This is a genomic window from Paenibacillus sp. FSL P4-0176, from assembly GCF_037975265.1.
Taxonomy (GTDB): Bacteria; Bacillota; Bacilli; order Paenibacillales; family Paenibacillaceae; genus Paenibacillus; species Paenibacillus amylolyticus.
In genome coordinates this window covers 1,270,390-1,289,665 of record NZ_CP150242.1, presented here as the reverse complement: position 1 = coordinate 1,289,665, position 19,276 = coordinate 1,270,390, and the positions used below count along the sequence as shown (strand labels likewise).

14 protein-coding genes are annotated in these 19,276 nt (G+C 48.1%); 10 read left to right on the top strand and 4 right to left on the bottom strand.

Features of this window, described 5'->3' with window-relative positions:
* Positions 1-810 precede the first annotated feature (810 nt).
* Together MKY95_RS05745 and MKY95_RS05740 are read left to right on the top strand one after the other, a co-directional pair.
* Entirely contained in the window at positions 811-1,575 is a 765-nt protein-coding gene (locus MKY95_RS05745) for a futalosine hydrolase (RefSeq protein ID WP_051446997.1), read from the top strand.
* Positions 1,572-2,414, top strand: coding sequence for a 1,4-dihydroxy-6-naphthoate synthase (locus MKY95_RS05740; RefSeq protein ID WP_036606394.1), 843 nt, complete (start codon positions 1,572-1,574; stop codon positions 2,412-2,414). The genes MKY95_RS05745 and MKY95_RS05740 overlap by 4 nt, the downstream gene beginning before the upstream one ends.
* A 1,224-nt stretch (positions 2,415-3,638) precedes the next feature.
* Here MKY95_RS05740 and MKY95_RS05735 read toward each other — a convergent pair.
* Both MKY95_RS05735 and MKY95_RS05730 read right to left on the bottom strand, forming a co-directional pair.
* On the bottom strand, positions 3,639-4,262 hold the full coding sequence (locus MKY95_RS05735) for a pyroglutamyl-peptidase I (protein ID WP_036606392.1): 624 nt from the start codon (positions 4,260-4,262) through the stop codon (positions 3,639-3,641).
* Positions 4,263-4,283: 21 nt separating this feature from the next.
* Complete coding sequence (locus MKY95_RS05730; protein WP_036606390.1) at positions 4,284-5,285, bottom strand: Gfo/Idh/MocA family oxidoreductase; 1,002 nt, start codon at positions 5,283-5,285, stop codon at positions 4,284-4,286.
* Positions 5,286-5,760: 475 nt separating this feature from the next.
* Here MKY95_RS05730 and MKY95_RS05725 point away from each other — a divergent pair, with 475 nt between their 5' ends.
* The 7 genes from MKY95_RS05725 to MKY95_RS05695 all read left to right on the top strand — a co-directional run bounded on the left by MKY95_RS05725 (position 5,761) and on the right by MKY95_RS05695 (position 15,134).
* Positions 5,761-7,491: an AraC family transcriptional regulator gene (locus tag MKY95_RS05725; RefSeq protein ID WP_036606389.1), complete on the top strand. Its 1,731-nt coding sequence runs from the start codon at positions 5,761-5,763 to the stop codon at positions 7,489-7,491.
* Between the two features lie 99 nt (positions 7,492-7,590).
* A complete protein-coding gene (locus MKY95_RS05720; RefSeq protein WP_081745833.1) occupies positions 7,591-8,664 on the top strand; it encodes an iron ABC transporter permease in 1,074 nt (357 codons plus the stop codon).
* Positions 8,665-8,666: 2 nt separating this feature from the next.
* Positions 8,667-9,683 carry an iron ABC transporter permease gene (locus tag MKY95_RS05715; protein ID WP_036606388.1) on the top strand — a complete coding sequence of 339 codons (1,017 nt, stop codon included), beginning with the start codon at positions 8,667-8,669 and terminating at the stop codon, positions 9,681-9,683.
* A gap of 61 nt (positions 9,684-9,744) precedes the next feature.
* Complete coding sequence (locus MKY95_RS05710) at positions 9,745-10,692, top strand: iron-hydroxamate ABC transporter substrate-binding protein (RefSeq protein WP_036606387.1); 948 nt, start codon at positions 9,745-9,747, stop codon at positions 10,690-10,692.
* Positions 10,693-11,006: 314 nt separating this feature from the next.
* The gene (locus MKY95_RS05705; RefSeq protein WP_036606386.1) at positions 11,007-11,441 is read left to right on the top strand and encodes a MarR family transcriptional regulator; all 435 of its coding nucleotides are present in this window, start codon (positions 11,007-11,009) and stop codon (positions 11,439-11,441) included.
* Between the two features lie 83 nt (positions 11,442-11,524).
* Positions 11,525-13,309, top strand: coding sequence for an ABC transporter ATP-binding protein (locus MKY95_RS05700; protein ID WP_036606385.1), 1,785 nt, complete (start codon positions 11,525-11,527; stop codon positions 13,307-13,309).
* Positions 13,302-15,134 (top strand): ABC transporter ATP-binding protein, encoded by a 1,833-nt coding sequence (locus tag MKY95_RS05695; protein WP_155985020.1) that lies wholly within the window; start codon positions 13,302-13,304, stop codon positions 15,132-15,134. The genes MKY95_RS05700 and MKY95_RS05695 overlap by 8 nt, the downstream gene beginning before the upstream one ends.
* 679 nt (positions 15,135-15,813) lie before the next feature.
* Here MKY95_RS05695 and MKY95_RS05690 read toward each other — a convergent pair.
* Entirely contained in the window at positions 15,814-17,370 is a 1,557-nt protein-coding gene (locus tag MKY95_RS05690) for an ATP-binding protein (protein ID WP_339197492.1), read from the bottom strand.
* A 274-nt stretch (positions 17,371-17,644) separates the two neighbouring features.
* On the opposite strand from MKY95_RS05690, the gene MKY95_RS05685 reads away from it, so the two are divergent.
* A complete protein-coding gene (locus tag MKY95_RS05685) occupies positions 17,645-17,980 on the top strand; it encodes a hypothetical protein (RefSeq protein ID WP_036606384.1) in 336 nt (111 codons plus the stop codon).
* A 276-nt stretch (positions 17,981-18,256) separates the two neighbouring features.
* On the opposite strand, the gene mglC is transcribed toward MKY95_RS05685, so the two are convergent.
* Complete coding sequence (gene mglC, locus MKY95_RS05680) at positions 18,257-19,276, bottom strand: galactose/methyl galactoside ABC transporter permease MglC (protein WP_036606383.1); 1,020 nt, start codon at positions 19,274-19,276, stop codon at positions 18,257-18,259.

The following is a 19,276-nucleotide window of genomic DNA, read 5'->3' as shown; positions in this document are numbered from 1 at the left end:
TTGCGTTAGTTGTGTTGTGTTGTCTCGCGTTATAGATCTATTGTCTGCACAAACGGTAGGTCGGAAAGTGGTCAGCTATATCAGAGCTAGCAAAACTGTGTATTTGCTTTAAATTCGGGTTTGCACAAATAAGCTACTATGCAGTGGTCGAGTGTAGACTGGGCCCGTTATTCATTTGGCTTGTTGGTCTAAAATCCTAAGGCTATATATGATTCGCGTTGGATGGGTCGGGCAGACTCCAGCCTTTTCAATCGTTTATCTGTTCGTTTGGAGGGCCAACTCGAGCTGTCCGCACTGAGCATACATATTGTAGATATGTCTTTCAAAGGGTGGACACGGACATGAGAAAGCACTTCGGAATTGATATTCTACATATAGATCATTTTTAATTTTATATCCGAAAACATCTATATGTAGTGTTTCATATTCCTGGATGGATATAGTATCTTTTTAGAAAAAGTGTCCACTCTTTGAAAGACAAAATTAAGATAAATGTCCCTTGGTAGTGGACAAATATATGCCCGAATTCCATTTATATAAGCAGAACTATACATCTACACGAAAATATAGAAGTAAGTAGTAACCCTAAGAAGTGTAACTAGAAGCTTGCTGTAAGAAAGATACTATGGAGGCATATGTTACACTTCTAATACCTCATAAGGAGAATCCGAGATGAATGAACATAGACAGGATAAAGATCAGAATAATAAAGCGAACGCCTCATTCGAGACTAGTGACCAACAGGGAGAATTAAGCGGGGCAACAACGACTTCAGATACTAGTCCGGTAAAAGCAAATTCATCACAACGTGTGTTAATTGTAACCGCGGTTGATGCGGAGAAAGATGCGGTCCTCCGTGGTTTGGGAAATACGGCCGCGGAACGATTTGACGTCATCGCTGCTGGCGTTGGCCCAGCCTCGGCCGCAGCAGGAACAGCCGCTACATTGGCATATGCCGTAGCGGCTGCGAGCACTAGGGCGTTGGCGCAGGGTTCCACTGCGCCAAGCCCATCCGATGTGGCACAGGCATCTGCCACATCGGATGGGCCGGGGCCCCTTGCCGGAGCCGGATCACCAGCCTACATGCTGGTGATCAGTGCCGGCATCGGCGGCGGGTTCCCCGGCCGGGCAGGCGTCGGCTCCCTCGTGGTAGCCGACGCCATGGTTGCTGCCGATCTGGGCTCGCAGACGCCAGACGGCTTCCTTAGTGTGGACGAGCTCGGATTCGGCTCGTCCATTGTGGCGGCGGACGCAGAGCTTGCCGCTCGCCTGCGCCATGAGCTGAAGCGGGCTGGGCTCGCTGTCAGCGGAGGCACTGCGGTCACCGTGTCTACGGCGACCGGAACAGCGGAGACGGCCGCGGAGCTATTGCGCCGCGTGCCCGATGCCGCCGCCGAAGGCATGGAAGGCTTCGGCGTGGCAACAGCTGCCCAGCAGTTCGGCGTGCCAGCACTCGAACTGCGGGCCATATCCAACGCGGTCGGTCCACGCGACCGCGACGCTTGGCGCATCAAGGATGCCCTTGATGCGCTTCAGGCTGCAAGTTCCATTTTACGGGAGGTTATTACATCATGAAAATTGCATTTTCCCCTTGTCCAAACGATACATTTATCTTTCACGCGTGGGTGCACGGGTTAATCCCGGGCGCACCTAAGCTGGATGTCCGTTATGCTGATATTGATATTACCAATGGTCTGGCAGCAAATCCGGATGGACCCAATACACCTGAAGTGATGAAAATATCTTATGCAGCACTGCCATACGTGTTATCTGACTATGCTCTGCTTCCTGCTGGAGGCGCACTTGGCAGAGGCTGTGGTCCTTTGGTTCTGACCGCAAATGGCACGACCGATCCAGCATATCTGTCTGGACGACGGGTTGCTGTGCCAAGTGAACGCTCGACAGCATATCTATTATTCCGTCTGTGGGCAGCGCAAAATGTTCCTGGCGGTGTAGGCGAGATTGTTGTCATGCCATTCGACCAGATCATGCCTGCTGTTCGTGACGGCAAGATCGATGCCGGACTTGTCATCCATGAAGCACGCTTCACGTACCAGAATTATGATCTCAAACTAATGACAGATCTCGGGAACTGGTGGGAAAGCGACACAGGCCTACCAATTCCACTTGGGGCGATCATCGCACGTCGCGACATGGATGCTCACGCCCTCGCCGGATGGGCACGCGCCTCCGTTGAATATGCATGGGCGCACCCGGATGAGTCGAGAGCATACGTTATGGAACATGCGCAAGAAATGGACCCTGATGTAGCTGCACAGCATATCGGCCTGTATGTTAATGAATTCAGCGCCAACCTGGGTGATGATGGTTACGGTGCAATCACTGCACTGCTTGGCCGCGCCATAAAAGAAGGACTCGTTCCCGAGTTCGACCTTGATCTGTTGCGAATCTAACTTTGATTTAATTTGAGTTAGTTTCACTTCGCTCTATATCTAAAGAACACAGCACAACTTATTTAGCCGAATAACGTGGTATGAGAATTCTAAAGAATCTCAGACACCGTATTCGGCTAGAATTCGTTCATATCGTCGACCAACTCGCTTAATTTCACACAATAACGATCCTACGATTCGTCAGAAATTGGTATGTGCGGATTTTCGGCGAATAGCGTGTGCTCGATTCGTTGAGTCCGTCCCAAAGCGTTCTGAGGAGCAAGCTTCGTAGAAGCCTATCCTAGGTATTCGAACTTTAAATGGTTTGTAAAAGTAGACTTAGGGTGCTACAAATTCGCAGTTTTTTTCTCTTACGAACCCAGTGCACCTTATTTAGCCAAATATCATGCTACGAAAATTCTAACGAATCCCAGACACTCTATTCAGTTAGAAATCGGTCATATCACCAACAAATTCGCTTCATTCCACCCAATAACGATCCTACGATTCGTTAGAAATTGGTGTGTGCGGATTCTCGGCGAATAGCGTGTGCTCGGTTCGTTTGAGTCCGTTCCAAGGTGTTCTGAGGAGTAAGCTTCGTAGAAGTCTATTCGGGGTTTTCGTGGATACAAACCACTTAGCTAGCCAGGGTGATGCTGGTGTCCTTGCGTCTTGTTTCTTAAGAGCTTAGTTACTTAGGGGTAGTAAAGGTCGTATTCAGGAGGGCACGAATCGGAGTCCGTCTTTTAAACTCCCCTGTACCTATTTAGCTGATTCCCTACTTTCCAGCAAAAGTTATATAAGCCTTACCGGGTTTCGGGTTTGCGGTTTGCGGTTTGCGGTTTGCGGTTTTAGAGTCTATTTTTTACCTAGGCAAAAAACTTTCATCAAGATACTTGCTGCAAACTAGTGACCTCACTAACCATGTTGGACTACACTACACATGACACATGACACACGAAATAGAAAGAGCTGTCCCCTAACGTCAGACTTATGACGATGGGACAGCTCTTTTTTTCACTTTATATTCAACTTCATATTTATACTCATATCTAACACTCTGCTCAACCCAAGATCGAAGCAGACAAAAACCATGCAACTACACGCTCTCCACGTCATCTTGAACCCTACTGTACCTCCATCACCCCAACTCACTACTCTCCCTCTCACAACTGCGGTCTACGAATCCAACCAACCATCGCCTACGATCTGCTGCAACCGCAGCCGAACGATCGCAACCATCCCCTACGAATCAGCCACAACCGTACGGATCATGATCCGCAGCGCATCCAGCATCATGGGAATAGGCAGCGAAGGGACGGAAGGTTGCAACACCGCCATCTCTGTGGAGGCGGGAAAGTGTACAAATCCGGCACGGATTGGAAGTTGCCCTACTCGAATATAATCCAGTATTCGATACATTGTGTTGTTGCAGATATATGTACCTGCTGTATTGGACACGGTAGCTGGAATACCCGCTGCGGACATGTCATTCACCATGGCACGTATGGGCAACGTGGAGAACAAACCGTCCGGGCTGCCATCTACAATTGGCTCGTCCATAGGACGCTGTCCTTGGTTATCCGCGTAGGAGCCTGGCGGAATATCTTTGACATTCACGGCGATCCGCTCCGGTGTGATGGATGTTCTGCCCTTGGCCAGCCCACAGGCGATAACGACATCTGGCCGATAGGCTTCCATCTCTGCGATCAGCAGGTCTGCACATTCATCGAAGTGCACGGGCAACAGTACTGTTTTTAGCTCAGCACCCTCGATCACTTCGTTTGCAAGAGCATCCATTAATACCCCCGTCGGATTCACCGCATCCCCGCCAAAAGGTTCAAACCCGGATATCAGAATCTTCACCATCACACGTCAGCTCCTGTCTGTTTACTCCGATTTGTAACGTAATCCCCACTGGCCCCGAATCGTGTCCATCAGCTTCATGATTTCCAAGGATTCGTCCAGTTTAATGGTGTTGCTCTCCATCCGACCTTCGAGGATACAACGTCCCGCTTCTTCTGCCTCAAAAGCATAACCAATACATGTTCGATCATCCGTGAACTTCTCCGGCTCGTCCTGACCATTCACATGCAGATAGGCTTCTTTACCCGCCAAGAATAAAGGAAGACGAATCTTGCCTTCCGTACCGTATATGACCGCTTCATTGCTAAGGTTCAGACGAATGGCAGCACTCAGTGATGCAGAACGTCCCTCGGAATAGGACAACAACACGGAAAATTGCTCGTCCACACCCGTCTCACCGATATTGGCTGTACTCCATACATGCTGGGGCTGTTCGCCAAAGATCATCGATGCAAAGGAGATCGGGTACACCCCTGCATCCAACAATGCGCCTCCACCCAGATCCGGATTAAGCAACCTTCCTTCCGGCTCCCAGCCGACACGGAATCCAAAGTCTGCCTGGAGCAAACGTACTTCACCAATTCGTCCTTCTGCAATCCATGCTCTGGCTTGAGCGATCGGTGGCAAAAAGCGTGTCCACATCCCTTCCATCAGGAAAAGGTTACGCTCCCGTGCCGTCTCCACCAGTTGCTCCAACTGACGTGCATTCATCGTAAATGGCTTTTCACAGAGCACCGCTTTACCTGCCTCCAGACAAGCCACTACATTCTCCTTATGCACAGGGTGAGGTGTTGCCACATAGATAATATCTACCTCAGGATCTTGCAGCATCTCTTCATAAGAACCGTAAGCGCGTGCAAAACCATATTCAGCTGCAAACTTCTCCGCACTTCCCGCTGTCCGTGAACCTACCGCTGCTTTCACAGCGTTTCCCGCATGCTCCAGATCCCTTGCAAACTGGGATGCAATCCATCCCGTGCCCATAATGCCCCAGCGTACTTTGTCCCGTCCCACTACTTCTGTCATATTAAAGCCTCCCTACTGCAATTTGAGTTGAAAAGGTTCATGATTCAGATCAGGCCAACATGTTATCCCCTTTATTTTACCAAAAAGAAACGCTTACGTCAGAAAACGATTTCGATTATGTGCTTTCAATAGACTTCAAGCTCATCAGGGCCTCGAACATATCTGTGTACATTTCAATTCTCCAGTAGATTTGCTAAGATTATCAGCAGACTAGGGCCAAGAAGTCTTGTCCGTAAACATACTTGTAAAAGCGACAATCTGGTTAAACTATCGATCACATCTGATAACGGGATCATATACCCTGTGCTATTCATAAAACATCTGGCTATACTGCAAACGTGCTTTTGACAAGGCAGCCAGTATTCACTACATCATGCCAAACGTATCAATAGACGTTCAGGTCCGAGAAAATATGGTACGTTCCAGATTCAATTATTACCTAAACTGTTCCAAAGAGAGGAGGTCGCATAGCAACATGACTACCATCCCCGCTACCGCCCACAGCGGCATGAATCCACACACGTTGCACCAGCAGACGAGTCCCAATTCAGAAAAGGAATCCTCAATCCGAGCAGACCTGGATACATTCTTGAATGATACCCTGATCGAACTTCGTCAGGCAGAACATATTATAACCCGTGAGAAATGGCGCTGGTCCACAACTGAGTTAGCTCATCATACCTTCATATACATGCACAAATTCACAGGCCAACTGATCATGAATGGAATCAAATCTCACGTGGTTCGCAAATCAGCTTTTCTGTCCCTACCAGGAACTGCAATTGAACTGTTTAGTGATGAAGACCATGATATTGAACTGTATATCATTCACTTTGATATGTATCGGGCTACGGAGAAAACAAAAGCCAGACGAATCTACGAACGTGAGCTCAGTTCACCTGTTACAGGCTGGATTCAGGGCCCATTTTACGGTATACAGCGCATTGCCGCACAGCTTACACAATTAAGCAATGAAGGTTTGGAAAGGGGCTTGAAAGCACAGCTCTTCCTGACGGAACTGTTACATATGCTCTGGCCTCAAGAAGACCAGACTGACGTGGGGGCTGGGCAGGATGAACCCGAACAGTGGCTCAGGTCCACCCTGCAATACATGCGCGAAAACTATATGCACGAGATCAAGCTGGAGAAGCTGGCTGAACTGGCTGACATGCACCCGTCCTATTACTCGCAGCTATTCAAGAGCCGCATGCAGAAAAATCCGATTGAGTACATCACTCATCTGCGTATGAACCGGGCCAAGGAATTGCTGCTCACTTCCGATCTGCGTATCCGTGATGTGGCTCGTAAAGTGGGTTACCGTGACGAATTTTATTTCAGCCGACGTTTCCGAAACCATGCCGGTTATGCGCCAACTTCCTATTCGAAGCAGGTCCACCGAAATATCGTGTCGCTCTCCTATCCATACACGGACCACCTGATGACACTTGGCATCACGCCATGCGCAGCTCAGATCCAAGGCCATCTTCCTCATATGCCCAAATCGCTGACGCTGCCCTTCCACGCCTATGAACCTTGGGAACAGGGACGTCAGGCTTTCCTGGATGTGAATCCTGAATTGATTCTGACCAAGGACAATGCAGCTGCCAAAGCGATGGAGCATATTGGCGATGTCGCGCCCATCATTACGATTGCCTGGAACCAGACAGACGTCTTTGGTCATCTGCATCAGATTGCATCCATTGTGGATCGTACCCAGGCAGCCACAGATTGGCTGGATCGACATGAACGCAAGGCAGAGCGTGCACGCAAAAAAATCAAGGAATTCGTCGGGGACATCACCGTTGCCGTTGGCACGTTAACACCTAAAGGTCCACGGATGTACAGCCATCGGAACTTTGGACATGTCTTTTATCGAACCTTGCAATTGGCCGCTCCTCAGCGCATTCAAACCGAACTGGCTGGCAAATCTCCCGGCGTTGGATTCAACTGGCTGCCCTTCACACCAGGAGAATGGGACGGACTGGAGGCAGATGTGCTGGTACTGGCGATTAATTCTATGCATGAAAAGGCAACACTGTTGAAAGAGATGGCTTCGAATCCACTGTGGAACAGCCATCCTGCGGTAAAAAACGGACGTGTACATCTCATCGACTGGAATTCATGGGTCGTATATGCTCCATATTCCATCAACATCCAGCTCGATGAAGCGCTCTCTATGTTGACGAACAAACCTTCACTTTTGTAATCTAAAAAATGTCCATCTCCAGAATCTTAATTTATGCCATGTACGGGCCTGAATTAAGATTCTATAATGATCACTAATTGATAATGATAATCAATAACAATGAAATACGTTGTTGGTACCAAAGGAGTGACCCGTATTCAACATCCGGGACTGCCACATCGTCCGTCTAATTCAAGAAAATCTGCAGTGACCGTTGGGCTGACGTTTTTGTCTGCCATAGCCATACTGCTGCTAAGTATGTTTGTCGCAATCTCTTTAGGTGCCAAAGGGCTAACGCTGGAAACCGTATGGGCTGCCATATTTCAGTACAACCCAGCTTTGACACCACATCAGATTATTCATGAGCTGCGGCTGCCTCGTGTCCTTGCCGCGGTTATTATCGGCGCTGCCTTTGCCGTTGCAGGAGCTTTAATGCAAGGCATTACGCGTAATCCGCTGGCAGACACGGGCATTCTGGGCATTAATGCTGGAGCCACTTTTGTCGTAGCACTGAGCTTTGCCTTTTGGCCCGGACTGCCATACGGCTGGATTATGTTTTTATCATTCGTGGGAGCTGTTCTGGGCACACTGCTTATCTTCCTGCTTGGAATGGCAGCACCTGGTGGTCTGAATTCCATCAGACTGACCGTTGCCGGAGCGGTTATTGCAGCCATGTTAACCTCGCTCAGCACAGGTGTTGCCATTTATTTTGACCTGAGTCAGGATCTGGCCTTCTGGTATGCGGGAGGTTTTGGCGGAATAGAATGGCGGCATCTGAAGTTAATCCTTCCCGTGCTGCTCGTGACGCTGGTACTGATCATGCCACTCGCCCGGCGTGTATCCCTTATGTCACTCGGTGAAGAAGTAGCGATTAATCTCGGGATTAACTTGCGCTGGACGAGGTTTCTCGCCCTCGCAGCGGTTGTTGTGCTGGCTGGTGTGTCCGTGTCGGCAGTAGGCTCGATTGGATTTGTCGGACTTGTCATCCCTCATATCTCACGCAAACTGGTGGGTGTGGATTATCGACTCATCATTCCGATGTCTTCTCTGCTTGGAGCGATATTACTGGTGCTCGCTGATCTGGGCTCACGCATCGTGAACCCGCCCGAGGAGCTCGCGGTAGGCATTATGGTCGCTTTTGTCGGTGTACCTTTCTTCCTCTATCTGGCCCGTAAAGAAAGGAGGGCCTTGTAGCGATGAATTTTAATACACCTTCACGAGGTAAACGTTCGATAGTCGTCAGTATCACGCTGCTCTGTATCGCCATTGCCGTTATTGTGATCAGCCTGAACACGGGAACCATTCGTCTCTCCCCAGCGGCTGTGTTACAGACTTTGTTTGGTAATGGCAGTTCGGATGATCAGATTGTACTGTTTGATTACCGACTGCCTCGCATCCTGGTAACTGTACTGGCCGGAGCAGGACTTGGTATTGCCGGAGCAGCCTTGCAAGGGATCACCCGCAATCCATTGGCGGACCCGGGCATTCTGGGATTACATGCAGGGGCTGCATTTGGACTAATGGTGTTTGTTAGTCTCTCCTTTACGATGGATGGTTCTGTGGCCTTGCTGATCCCGTTGTTTGCTTTTGCAGGCAGTGTTGCTGCCGCCCTGATCATCATGCTGTTATCTTATGATCGGCACAACGGCGTATCACCCATTAAGCTGATTCTGGTGGGAATCGCGGTAGCGGCCGGGTTCCATGCGTTGACACTCTACCTTTCCCTGCGTCTGGATGAAGACACCTATTCCTTTGCCGCTCGCTGGTTGGCAGGAAGCGTCTGGGGCCGGGATTGGATTCATGTACAAGCTTTGCTTCCTTGGGTGGTGTTATGTATCTCGTACATCTGGAGTCGATCCAAAACGCTTGATGCCTTCAACCTTGGTGATGCTGCCGCAACCAGTATTGGGACGCCTGTTCGATCCCAGCGTGTTATTTTGCTGCTCTGTGCCGTGGCCTTGTCTGCCGTCAGTGTATCCATGGCTGGTGGAATCGGCTTTATCGGTCTGGCAGCGCCGCATCTGGCGCGTAGGCTTGTCGGTCCGATGCATAGGCATCTGATCCCTGCTGCCGGACTCATCGGTATGGTTATTCTGGTGACCGCCGATACAATCGGGCGAACGATCTTTCAGCCTAATGCCATTCCGGCAGGCGTGGTGGTTGCTGCGATTGGTGCACCTTACTTTTTGTACCTGTTAGTACGAAGCAAGTGATCTTTTTTTCAAAAAAACAATTAAGACATCCAAGAGATGTTCAAGGAGAATGTGATTACCCATGTTAAAGAAAAATCTTATGCTTGTCATGAGTATCTGTCTGGTGCTTGTGCTTGCAGCCTGTGGAACGACCAATAATTCATCATCTGCTTCTGGTGGTTCGTCCACGGATACTTCAACCAAGAATCAAGACAACAGTGCAAGTTCGGGAGAGCAACGTATTGCCTCCATGTCGATCCATCTGACCAATGATCTGCTGTCTCTCGGCATTACTCCGGTTGGTTCCGTTATCGGTGGCGAAGCCAAAGGTTTCCTGTCCCATGTTGCTGATCAACTTCAAAATACAACGCCACTTGGTCCGGTTAAAGACCCGGATATGGAAGCTTTGCTTGCCCTGAAACCCGATGTGATCTATCTGGACGAAGAATTCTCCGGTGGTGATATTGCCAAATTCGAAAAAATTGCTCCGGTGCATGTCTTCAATCTGGATGACGGTACATGGCGCGACCATCTGAAAGACATTGGCAAACTCGTAAATCGCGAGAAGGAAGCCGAGCAATACATTCAGGACTACGCAACCGAAACGGAAGAAGTGAAATCTCTGATTCATGACACGATTGGTGATGGGACTGTGATGGCAATCCGTGTTACTGCTAAAGAATTACGTGTATTCAGTACACGCCGTCCCATGGGTCCCATTTTGTATGAGGATCTCGGTCTGACTCCTGCCAAAGGGATCACAGATATCGATTCGACTAAACCGTATCAAGTCGTCTCTCGTGAAATATTGCCGGACTATGATGCAGATGTGATCTTTGTAGTTGTGAATTCGGATGATGAAGCCCAGACCATGTTCAAGGAGCTGCAAAACAATCCGATCTGGCAAGGTCTGAAAGCAGTCAAAGCCGGCCATGTCTACACGATTGGCGCACAACCTTGGCTGGATTATTCATCGATCGGTAATAAAATGGCCATGGATGAAGCCAAAGAAATGTTCTCCAAAAAATGATTTTCCTTACACTCCACACTTAACGTGTCACAATACCAAAAAACCTCTCTTAGAGACCGGAACAGAGTTAGTTATCATACTCTCTTCCGCTCAAAGCAGAGGTTTTTGTTTTTTTCTTATCTATTTTACTTGTTTACTTTCCAGCCAATCGACCTGGAAATACCTTAAATCCAAAATTAACGACTTGTATTCACTTGACGATATTTCAAATCAAACTTAAGATTTATTTAGTCGACTAACTAAATGTGCATGTTCAAAAAGTCTGGTTTTCAGTACCGAGAAGATGGAATGAAGGTAGAAATGGAGTAGATGATATGAACCCAGTCCAAAATGATCGGTTAATGGGACAGCTATCCGAACTCGTGAAACTGAAACGCTACAAGGTTCATGAGAAACTTGTGAACCACCCCGAGTTATACCCGGGGCAGCCCCCTTTGCTGTTCCAGCTTGAACGGGAAGATGGCCAATCCCAGAAAAACCTGGCCAAACAACTTCAGCGCAGTCCCGCAACGGTAACCGTGATGCTCAAGCGCATGGAATCATCCGGTTATGTGAGACGTGAAGCAGACCCAAAAGATATGCGCAGTCTGCGGGTATACCTGACGGATCAGGGGCGCTCCGCGCTACAAGAATTGAGAGAAGTGATTCAGAAATTGGAACAGCAAGCCCAGAAAGATTTTACACCGGAAGAATCCGAGATCATGTCTGCACTTGCACATCGTATGCTCCAAAACCTGCGTGAATCTTGAGGTGATGCAGATTCGCGATTGAAGCAGCTAAAGGTATTATGAAATTGATTCACTTATGCTATGAAGATTGAGGTGATTCCCTATTGTGGACGTTAAAACGATTCTTGACCCCGTATAAGTCGGCGGCAATCGTCGCCCCGCTGCTCATGGTACTTGAGGTTACCATGGACCTGCTCCAGCCCAAGCTGATGTCCAGCATCGTGGATGATGGTGTACTTGCAGGGAATCTGCCCCATATCGTGACTACAGGTCTGATCATGCTACTTGTTGCGTTAATCGGCTGGGTTGGCGGCGCAGGCTGTACACTCTATTCAAGTAAAGCTGCCGTTGGATACGGCACAGATCTGCGCCAAGAACTGTTTGACCATATTCAAACCTTCTCCTTCCGCAATCTGGATACGTTTCAGGAAGGATCTCTGATCACTCGTCTGACCAGTGACATTACCCAGATGCAGACCTTTGTACAGATGCTGCTACGGATGTTTATCCGTTCACCAATGCTAATCATCGGTAGTATCATCATGGCGTTTACGATCAGTGTAAAGCTAGCTTTGATTCTTATTGCAACTGTACCGGTGCTGTTTATTATTTTATTTATTCTGATAAAAGCTTCCTATCCGCTGTTCGCCAGTGTGCAGAGCAAGCTTGATCAGGTCAACGCTGTGCTTCAGGAGAATCTTGCCGGCATTCGTGTCGTCAAGGCGTTTGCACGTGCGCGTCTGGAGAAAAAGCGGTTCAAACAATCCAATGAAGATTACACCTCAACTGCCGTCAAAGCCTGGCGTATTGTCACACTGAATGCACCCGTACTCAGCCTGATGCTGAACGCTACCATTGTAGCGGTGCTGTGGTTTGGAGGTTTCCAGGTAGTCGGAGGCGATATTGCTGCCGGAGATCTGATTGCTTTTATCAACTATGTCACGGTTGTACTCTCGTCCCTCACGTCGATCGGCATGATGATGATGAGTTTCTCCCGTGCCAAGGTATCTGCTGCACGGATCAACGAGGTGTTACATACACAGCCGGATATTCAATCGGGAACCGATAACTCCGGGAATGTACAGTCATCCCCGTCTACTCGTGATCAGTCCCGAAACCAAACGTCTTCTCTTCCCTCCCACACAGGCGGTCAAGTGGAGTTCAGAGACGTATCTTTCCGTTATGACGGAGACCATGCACTCACTGACATTAACCTGAAGGCTCGCCCGGGTGAGAAAGTGGCCCTGATCGGTTCAACAGGTTCAGGCAAAACCTCGCTGGTGCAGCTGATTCCCCGTCTATACGATGCTTCGCAGGGTGAAGTGCTCGTGAATGGAGTGAACGTTCGCCACTGGGATCTTCAGGATCTTCGCAGCCGTGTGTCCATTGTGCTACAGGAATCCATCCTGTTCAGCGGCAGCATCCGGGATAACATTTGCTTCGGCCGGCCCGGTGCAACGGATGCTGAATTGCGTGCTGCGGCACAAGCTGCGGCAGCGGATGATTTTATTATGAAACTGAAAGATGGGTATGACACGGAGCTGGGTCAACGCGGGGTCAATCTGTCCGGTGGACAGAAACAGCGGATATCCATTGCACGCGCCCTGCTCATGCGACCGGAAGTACTGATTCTGGATGATAGCACCAGTGCTGTTGATCTGCGTACGGAAGCGAGCATTCAGAAGGCTTTGCAGTCCTTGATGAAAGACAGCACGACCTTTTTGATTGCACAGCGGATCTCCTCCGTGAAGGATGCAGACTGTATATATGTCATTGATGAAGGACAGATCGTTGCCAGAGGCACACATGATGACCTTATGGCTCATTCATCACACTATCAAGCCATCTATTATTCGCAGCAACGGAAGGAGGATGTTCAATTTGGCTAAACCTGCATCTTCCTCCATACAACAAACGGTCGTGCCTCCCATCGGAAGACCCGGACCAGCGGGCAGAGGACCTGTTCCCAAAGTCAGAGCCAAAAATGCTCGCCACGCCCTGATTCGGGTATGGTCGTACATGGGACGTCATCGCAAAGGAGTTATCGCTGCATTAGTGCTGACGGCTCTTGGAACACTGCTCAATCTGGCAGGACCTTACCTTCTCGGCCGCGCCGTAAACGAACATATTGTGCCCAAAGTAACAGCGGGTTTGCTGAAGGAATGTCTTCTTTTGCTGAGTGTGTATGTCCTTGGCTCACTCCTGATGTGGGCTCAATCCTATGTCATGATTGGTGTGTCCCAACTGACCGTTAAGGATCTGCGACATGCATTGTTCTCCCGACTACAAGAGCTGCCTGTCCATTTTTTTGATAAAAATCAAAGCGGGGATCTCATGAGCCGGGCGACCAATGATATCGATAACGTATCTACAACGCTGAATCAAAGCGTAACCCAATTGATGTCCAGTGCCATCCTGCTCGTTGGTTCCTTGTCGATCATGTTTGCACTTGATGTACGGCTTACCCTGCTCAGTCTGGTGACTGTACCGTTGATTACCATCGCCACTCGCCTGATCGCGTCAAGAACACGTAAACACTTCACAGCCCAGCAGAAATTGCTTGGTGAGCTTAATGGGTATGCTCAGGAAACCATTGCTGGACAAAAAGTCGTAGCGGCTTATAACCGTCAGGATCAGGCACATCAACATTTTGAGAATTTGAACGAGAAACTGCGCACTTCCAGCACACAGGCCCAGACCGTTTCGGGTTTGGTTGGACCTACGATGAACGTGATGAATAATATCGGGTTTGCCATACTGGCTTCTGTAGGTGGATGGATGGCTTATCATGAAATGACGTCCATCGGACTGATCGTCAGCTTTCTCGCTTACTCCCGCCAGATTGAGCGGCCGCTCAACGATCTGGCCAATCAGTACAATCTGATTCAGGCTGCAATTGCAGGTGCTGAACGTGTGTTTCACATTATGGATACGCCTAGCGAATACGTAGAGGAACAGAAGAAACAACTGGACCAGATTCAAGGTAAAGTGGTATTTGAAGACGTCTCTTTCGGATACAGTGCGGAGCGAGACATTTTGAAGAAGGTCAGTTTTACTGCAAAACCTGGGGAGATGATTGCACTTGTTGGACCCACCGGCGCAGGCAAAACGACCATTATCAACCTGTTACCCCGTTTCTACGAGATTACAGGCGGACGGATTACCATCGATGGATGTAACATCTCGGAACTGGAGAAGGATCAACTCCGTCGGCAACTCGGCATTGTACTTCAGGATGCCTACCTGTTCTCGGGTACCATTCGCGACAATCTCGCCTACGGCAAGCCCGACGCAACCGATGAACAGATCAGGCAAGCGGCTGAGCTGGCGAATGCACATTCGTTCATCCGAAAACTGTCACAAGGTTACGACACCCCCATCATTTCCGGGGGAAGCAACCTGAGTCAGGGACAACGACAACTGCTGACCATTGCCCGGGCAATTCTGGCTGATCCGGCCATTCTTATTCTGGATGAAGCAACGAGTAGCATTGATACGCGCACGGAGATGCACATTCAGGAAGCGATGCGCACTTTAATGAAAGACCGTACCAGCTTTGTCATCGCCCACAGACTGAGCACGATTCGTGAAGCCGATCAGATTCTCGTCATTGATGATGGACAGATCGCTGAACGGGGCAACCATGATGAGTTGATGAAGCAACAAGGATTCTACTATCAGTTACATCAGGGACAGCTCAATAAGTCGAACTAAAGCGACTCTGCAAAGTTAATCCATGCCGAAGTGGACCTTAGCGCGTACGGAGCAAGCGAATGTGCTGTATCCTGAATGTGGGAGAACATGTCCTTCGCGTGCGAACAAGCGATCAATATGCCACAAAAGTGGATTTAATCTATTCCAAATGAAAAGCTCCACTCCGTGCCGGGGCGGGCTTGAGGACATCGTCCAGCTCGCGGTTGGAACAGAGCAAGAGCGTAAACTAACGAATCTGAGGCGCCTTATTCAAGCTTTTGAAGCTCCCTCAGAAATCTAAAGAACCTGAGACACGTTATATCCAAATAAACAGCCATTTTCAGCGTTTTTTCATGGGATGTTGGGAAATAACGTGTCTGAAGTTTCTTACAAATTAAAGTAAGGACTTGAAGGCCAAATAAGACGTCCTATGTTCCTTAGAAAATCGACTACCCATTCGCCAGGATCAACCGGCTTGAACTTCAGACTTTTATACGCTGACCTCCATCATCATATCGCTTACTTGAATTTAAAGTCACACTCTTATATATCTAAAATGATCGGAACCGATGTGGTCTCCACACATTAACTTTATTAATCGAAATATTAAACGCCGCACGGGGTTCTTCTGGACCCATGCGGCGTTTTTATGTTTTTGTCTAATGACTACTTAATTGCTATCTCTGGTAAGTTATATGATTTACGTCTCCATTGGCAGATGAAGCGTGAAGGTGGAACCAACCCCCATTTCACTATGGACGGTAATCTTACCATTGTGATCCTGAACGATTTTCTGGCAGAGCGCAAGTCCCAGTCCCGTACCTTCTTCTTTGGTTGTATAAAATGGATTAAAGATGGTGGATAGCGAATTTTCCGGAATGCCGCTTCCTGTATCTGTAATTGAAATGAGCACTGCGTCTCCGTCCTGCAACAAATCCATATGGACCTCACCAGGGTCTGTCATTGCTTCAAAAGCGTTACGAATCAGATTGATCAATACCTGCACAATTTTATCTCGATCCATGATGATCACAACTGGCTCATTAGTCATTTCAAGCGTAATTTGATGCCCTCGGGATGCCGCATCTGACTCGGTCAAAGACATCACTCGTTCAAGGCAGTGACCCAAATGTTCAGGCTTCATGTGATTGGCATGTGGTTTGGAAAACTGCAAAAATTCAGCTGTCAGATCGGTTACTCTCGTCACCTCACCCATAATCACTTCATACCATGGCGCGATATTAAACGCTTGTCCACGTGACAACTGCAGGAATCCCCGAATTGCGGTAAGCGGATTTCGAATTTCGTGAGCCATACCTGCGGCCAGTTCACCCACAGCCCTTAGTCTTTCGGAACGAAATACTTCTTCTTCATTTTTCAGCCATTTGCTACGCTGTTGTTGAAGAAGCCTATCTTCGGCAACCGTCATAAAGTGCTGCAACGAATCCGACATTTCCGGGTACAGGGAGATGCTGTAGCTTACCTGGAGTCCTTGAAGCTGCACGGATAACAGTGACGACATTCGTTCTTCCACATCCTGTATCTCTGGCAAAACGACTGCAAATCGGTCTCCTGCATACCGGGATATGCCATAGGCCTCGGTGAAATGATTGCTGATCATCTGACCTGTACCTGTGATTACCGTACACCAAGGATCTTCTGACTCTTTTTTAAAGCCGCTAAAGTTATTGACGTTCAAAAGGACAAGAAAAAAAGACCGTTGCTCTTCTACTGTCTTATGTAACACCTCCATGTAACCTTCGTAATTCAACAGTCCGGTAAGCGGATCATGCAGGGTCAGGAACCGATTTTTTTCCCGAAGCCTGCGCTTCTCGACCTCACTGTTGATTAAGGTATGATACAAAAAAATGATAACAACCGAGGTTAACAGGTCAAATAACGAAACCAGCAAAGCATATGTATCTACAGGCACATACGAAAGCCGAATCAACGTATATTGCAGCATAAGCAGCAACGAAATCGGCAAGGTCTGCGTCAACCTTGGTTTGTCCTGGATCATTGAAATAATGAGCATATAATACAGCATGTTGCACCAGTTCAGTTCACTGAAATAGTGGAATATCCCTAGAAAAATCCACTGAAATTTTCGCAGCACAGGATATCGTCTCTCCCCATAAATACTTGCTACCAATAATGTCGCCGAAAGTGACATTATTGCCATATTAGGGGTAAGCCTGAGAACATAAGAGGACAGAATGACAAGCAGACAACCTAGCGGGAATATCACCATTTTCATCGTGTAACTAAGCAAACAGCCTCGCCCCCTTTGACATAAAACTCACATCAAATAACTTATGTACATGTATTATATCGATTATGATTAGCTGATGTTGTCGATTAGTGGAGGCTCGCCAAATTCGCACGAATGTATAAATTATGAAGGCAATAGGACATATGATGTAATTGTAATCAACAAAAGTGAAACAATTCCTCTTCGCATAGATCAATATTGTGGTACAATACATTAATGGATTAATTTAGGATAAATACTTTCTTATGGAGGATATCACATGACAACACAACGAAAACCACTGGGCCTCGGAACGCTCTCTCTACTCGTACTATTGATGGGTCTCGCCTTTAATTTCCAATGGGGCACAACAAATTTTATGATCAGTCATTATCTTTTCAACTTAATAAACATACCTATTTATAGCAACGGAACTCAAGGACTTCACATTCCTTTTGTAGTAGCAGCCCTCTTCTGGATTCCAGCCTTCTTGATCGCCAAAAAAAATCGTTCACATTATGGCACAAGTGTATCTTATAACGTCGCCGGATTTATGTTGCTCTTATGCATCATTGGACCAGTTATCCCCGTTATCGATTGGATGGTCAATGGTTAAACAATTAAAGCCAGCTCTCTATATCCCGAGGGCTGGCTTCTTTGCTGCTTTTCCATATAAGATGAACAAATTGTTTACACGATAACGTAGAGGACAGAAATAACCTGAAGAAGCGGAGCGTTCGCCTAAAAGCTTTCTGAAAGAAAGCTGCATCGGAAGCGTATGCTATCCCCGGATTTTCACTTCTTTAGAAGGGAATCAAAAAATCTGGGGATAACAGCGATCAGAAGGTTGTTCTGTCATCGGAGTGACTGGTGTAACCTCTTGAGGCTCATCTTATTTCTTCGCCATATACTTACGGATATCAAAAGCCACCGCAGCAACAATGATCAATCCTTTGATAATTAACTGCCAGTATGGACTTACACCGATAAACGTTAGACCATAGTTAATGACCCCGAAGATCAGCACACCCGCCATAACCCCGGGTACCGTTCCAATACCTCCTGCCGTTGATACGCCGCCTACCACACATGCGGCAATCGCATCCAGTTCATACATGTTACCGTAATTGTTTGTTGCTCCACCTGTGCGTGCTGCCTCAAGCACACCACCCAGGCCATACAACGCACCGGCAATGGCATACAGGGCAACCAGGTTGCGTGCCACATGAATCCCGGATACATGCGCTGCCTGAATGTTGCCACCGATCGCGTACATGTTTTTGCCTAGACGTGTTTTGTTAAAGATCACCCAACAGATTAATGCCACCGCAATCGCGATCAGGACAATATACGGGATGGAATAACCCCCGCCCAGATCAATGTATCCAGAGCCAATCACAGTGAAGTCCGGTCGCAATCCTCCGATCGGCTGTGACTGATTGGGTTCCGTATCAAAATAAATGGAGTTCAGTCCGTACACGGCAACCATCGTACCCAACGTTGCGATAAAAGGAGGCACATGTAATTTGGCGACAATGAGTCCATTCACCAATCCCACGAATAGACCTGCGGTAATCCCAACAAGAATCGGTAGACCCACCCACAATTGGGGCAGATCAGGGAAGAAGCGGTTTGCATACTCGTCAATTTGCAACATCGATGCCGATACAACAGCCGTCAGTCCAACCACACGTCCAGCGGACAGATCAACCCCGCCCGTGACAAGGATAAAGGCTGCACCGAGCGCAATAATGGCCCTTGTGGAGGACTGCTGTAAGATGTCCCGCAGTGTGGAGAAGGCAAGAAAATTCGGATCGGCAATCGCAATACCAATGATGAGCAGAATCAATACGATAAAGATGGCGCGCTGTGTTACATATTGTTTCACTTGATTGATCATCTGTGTGTTCAT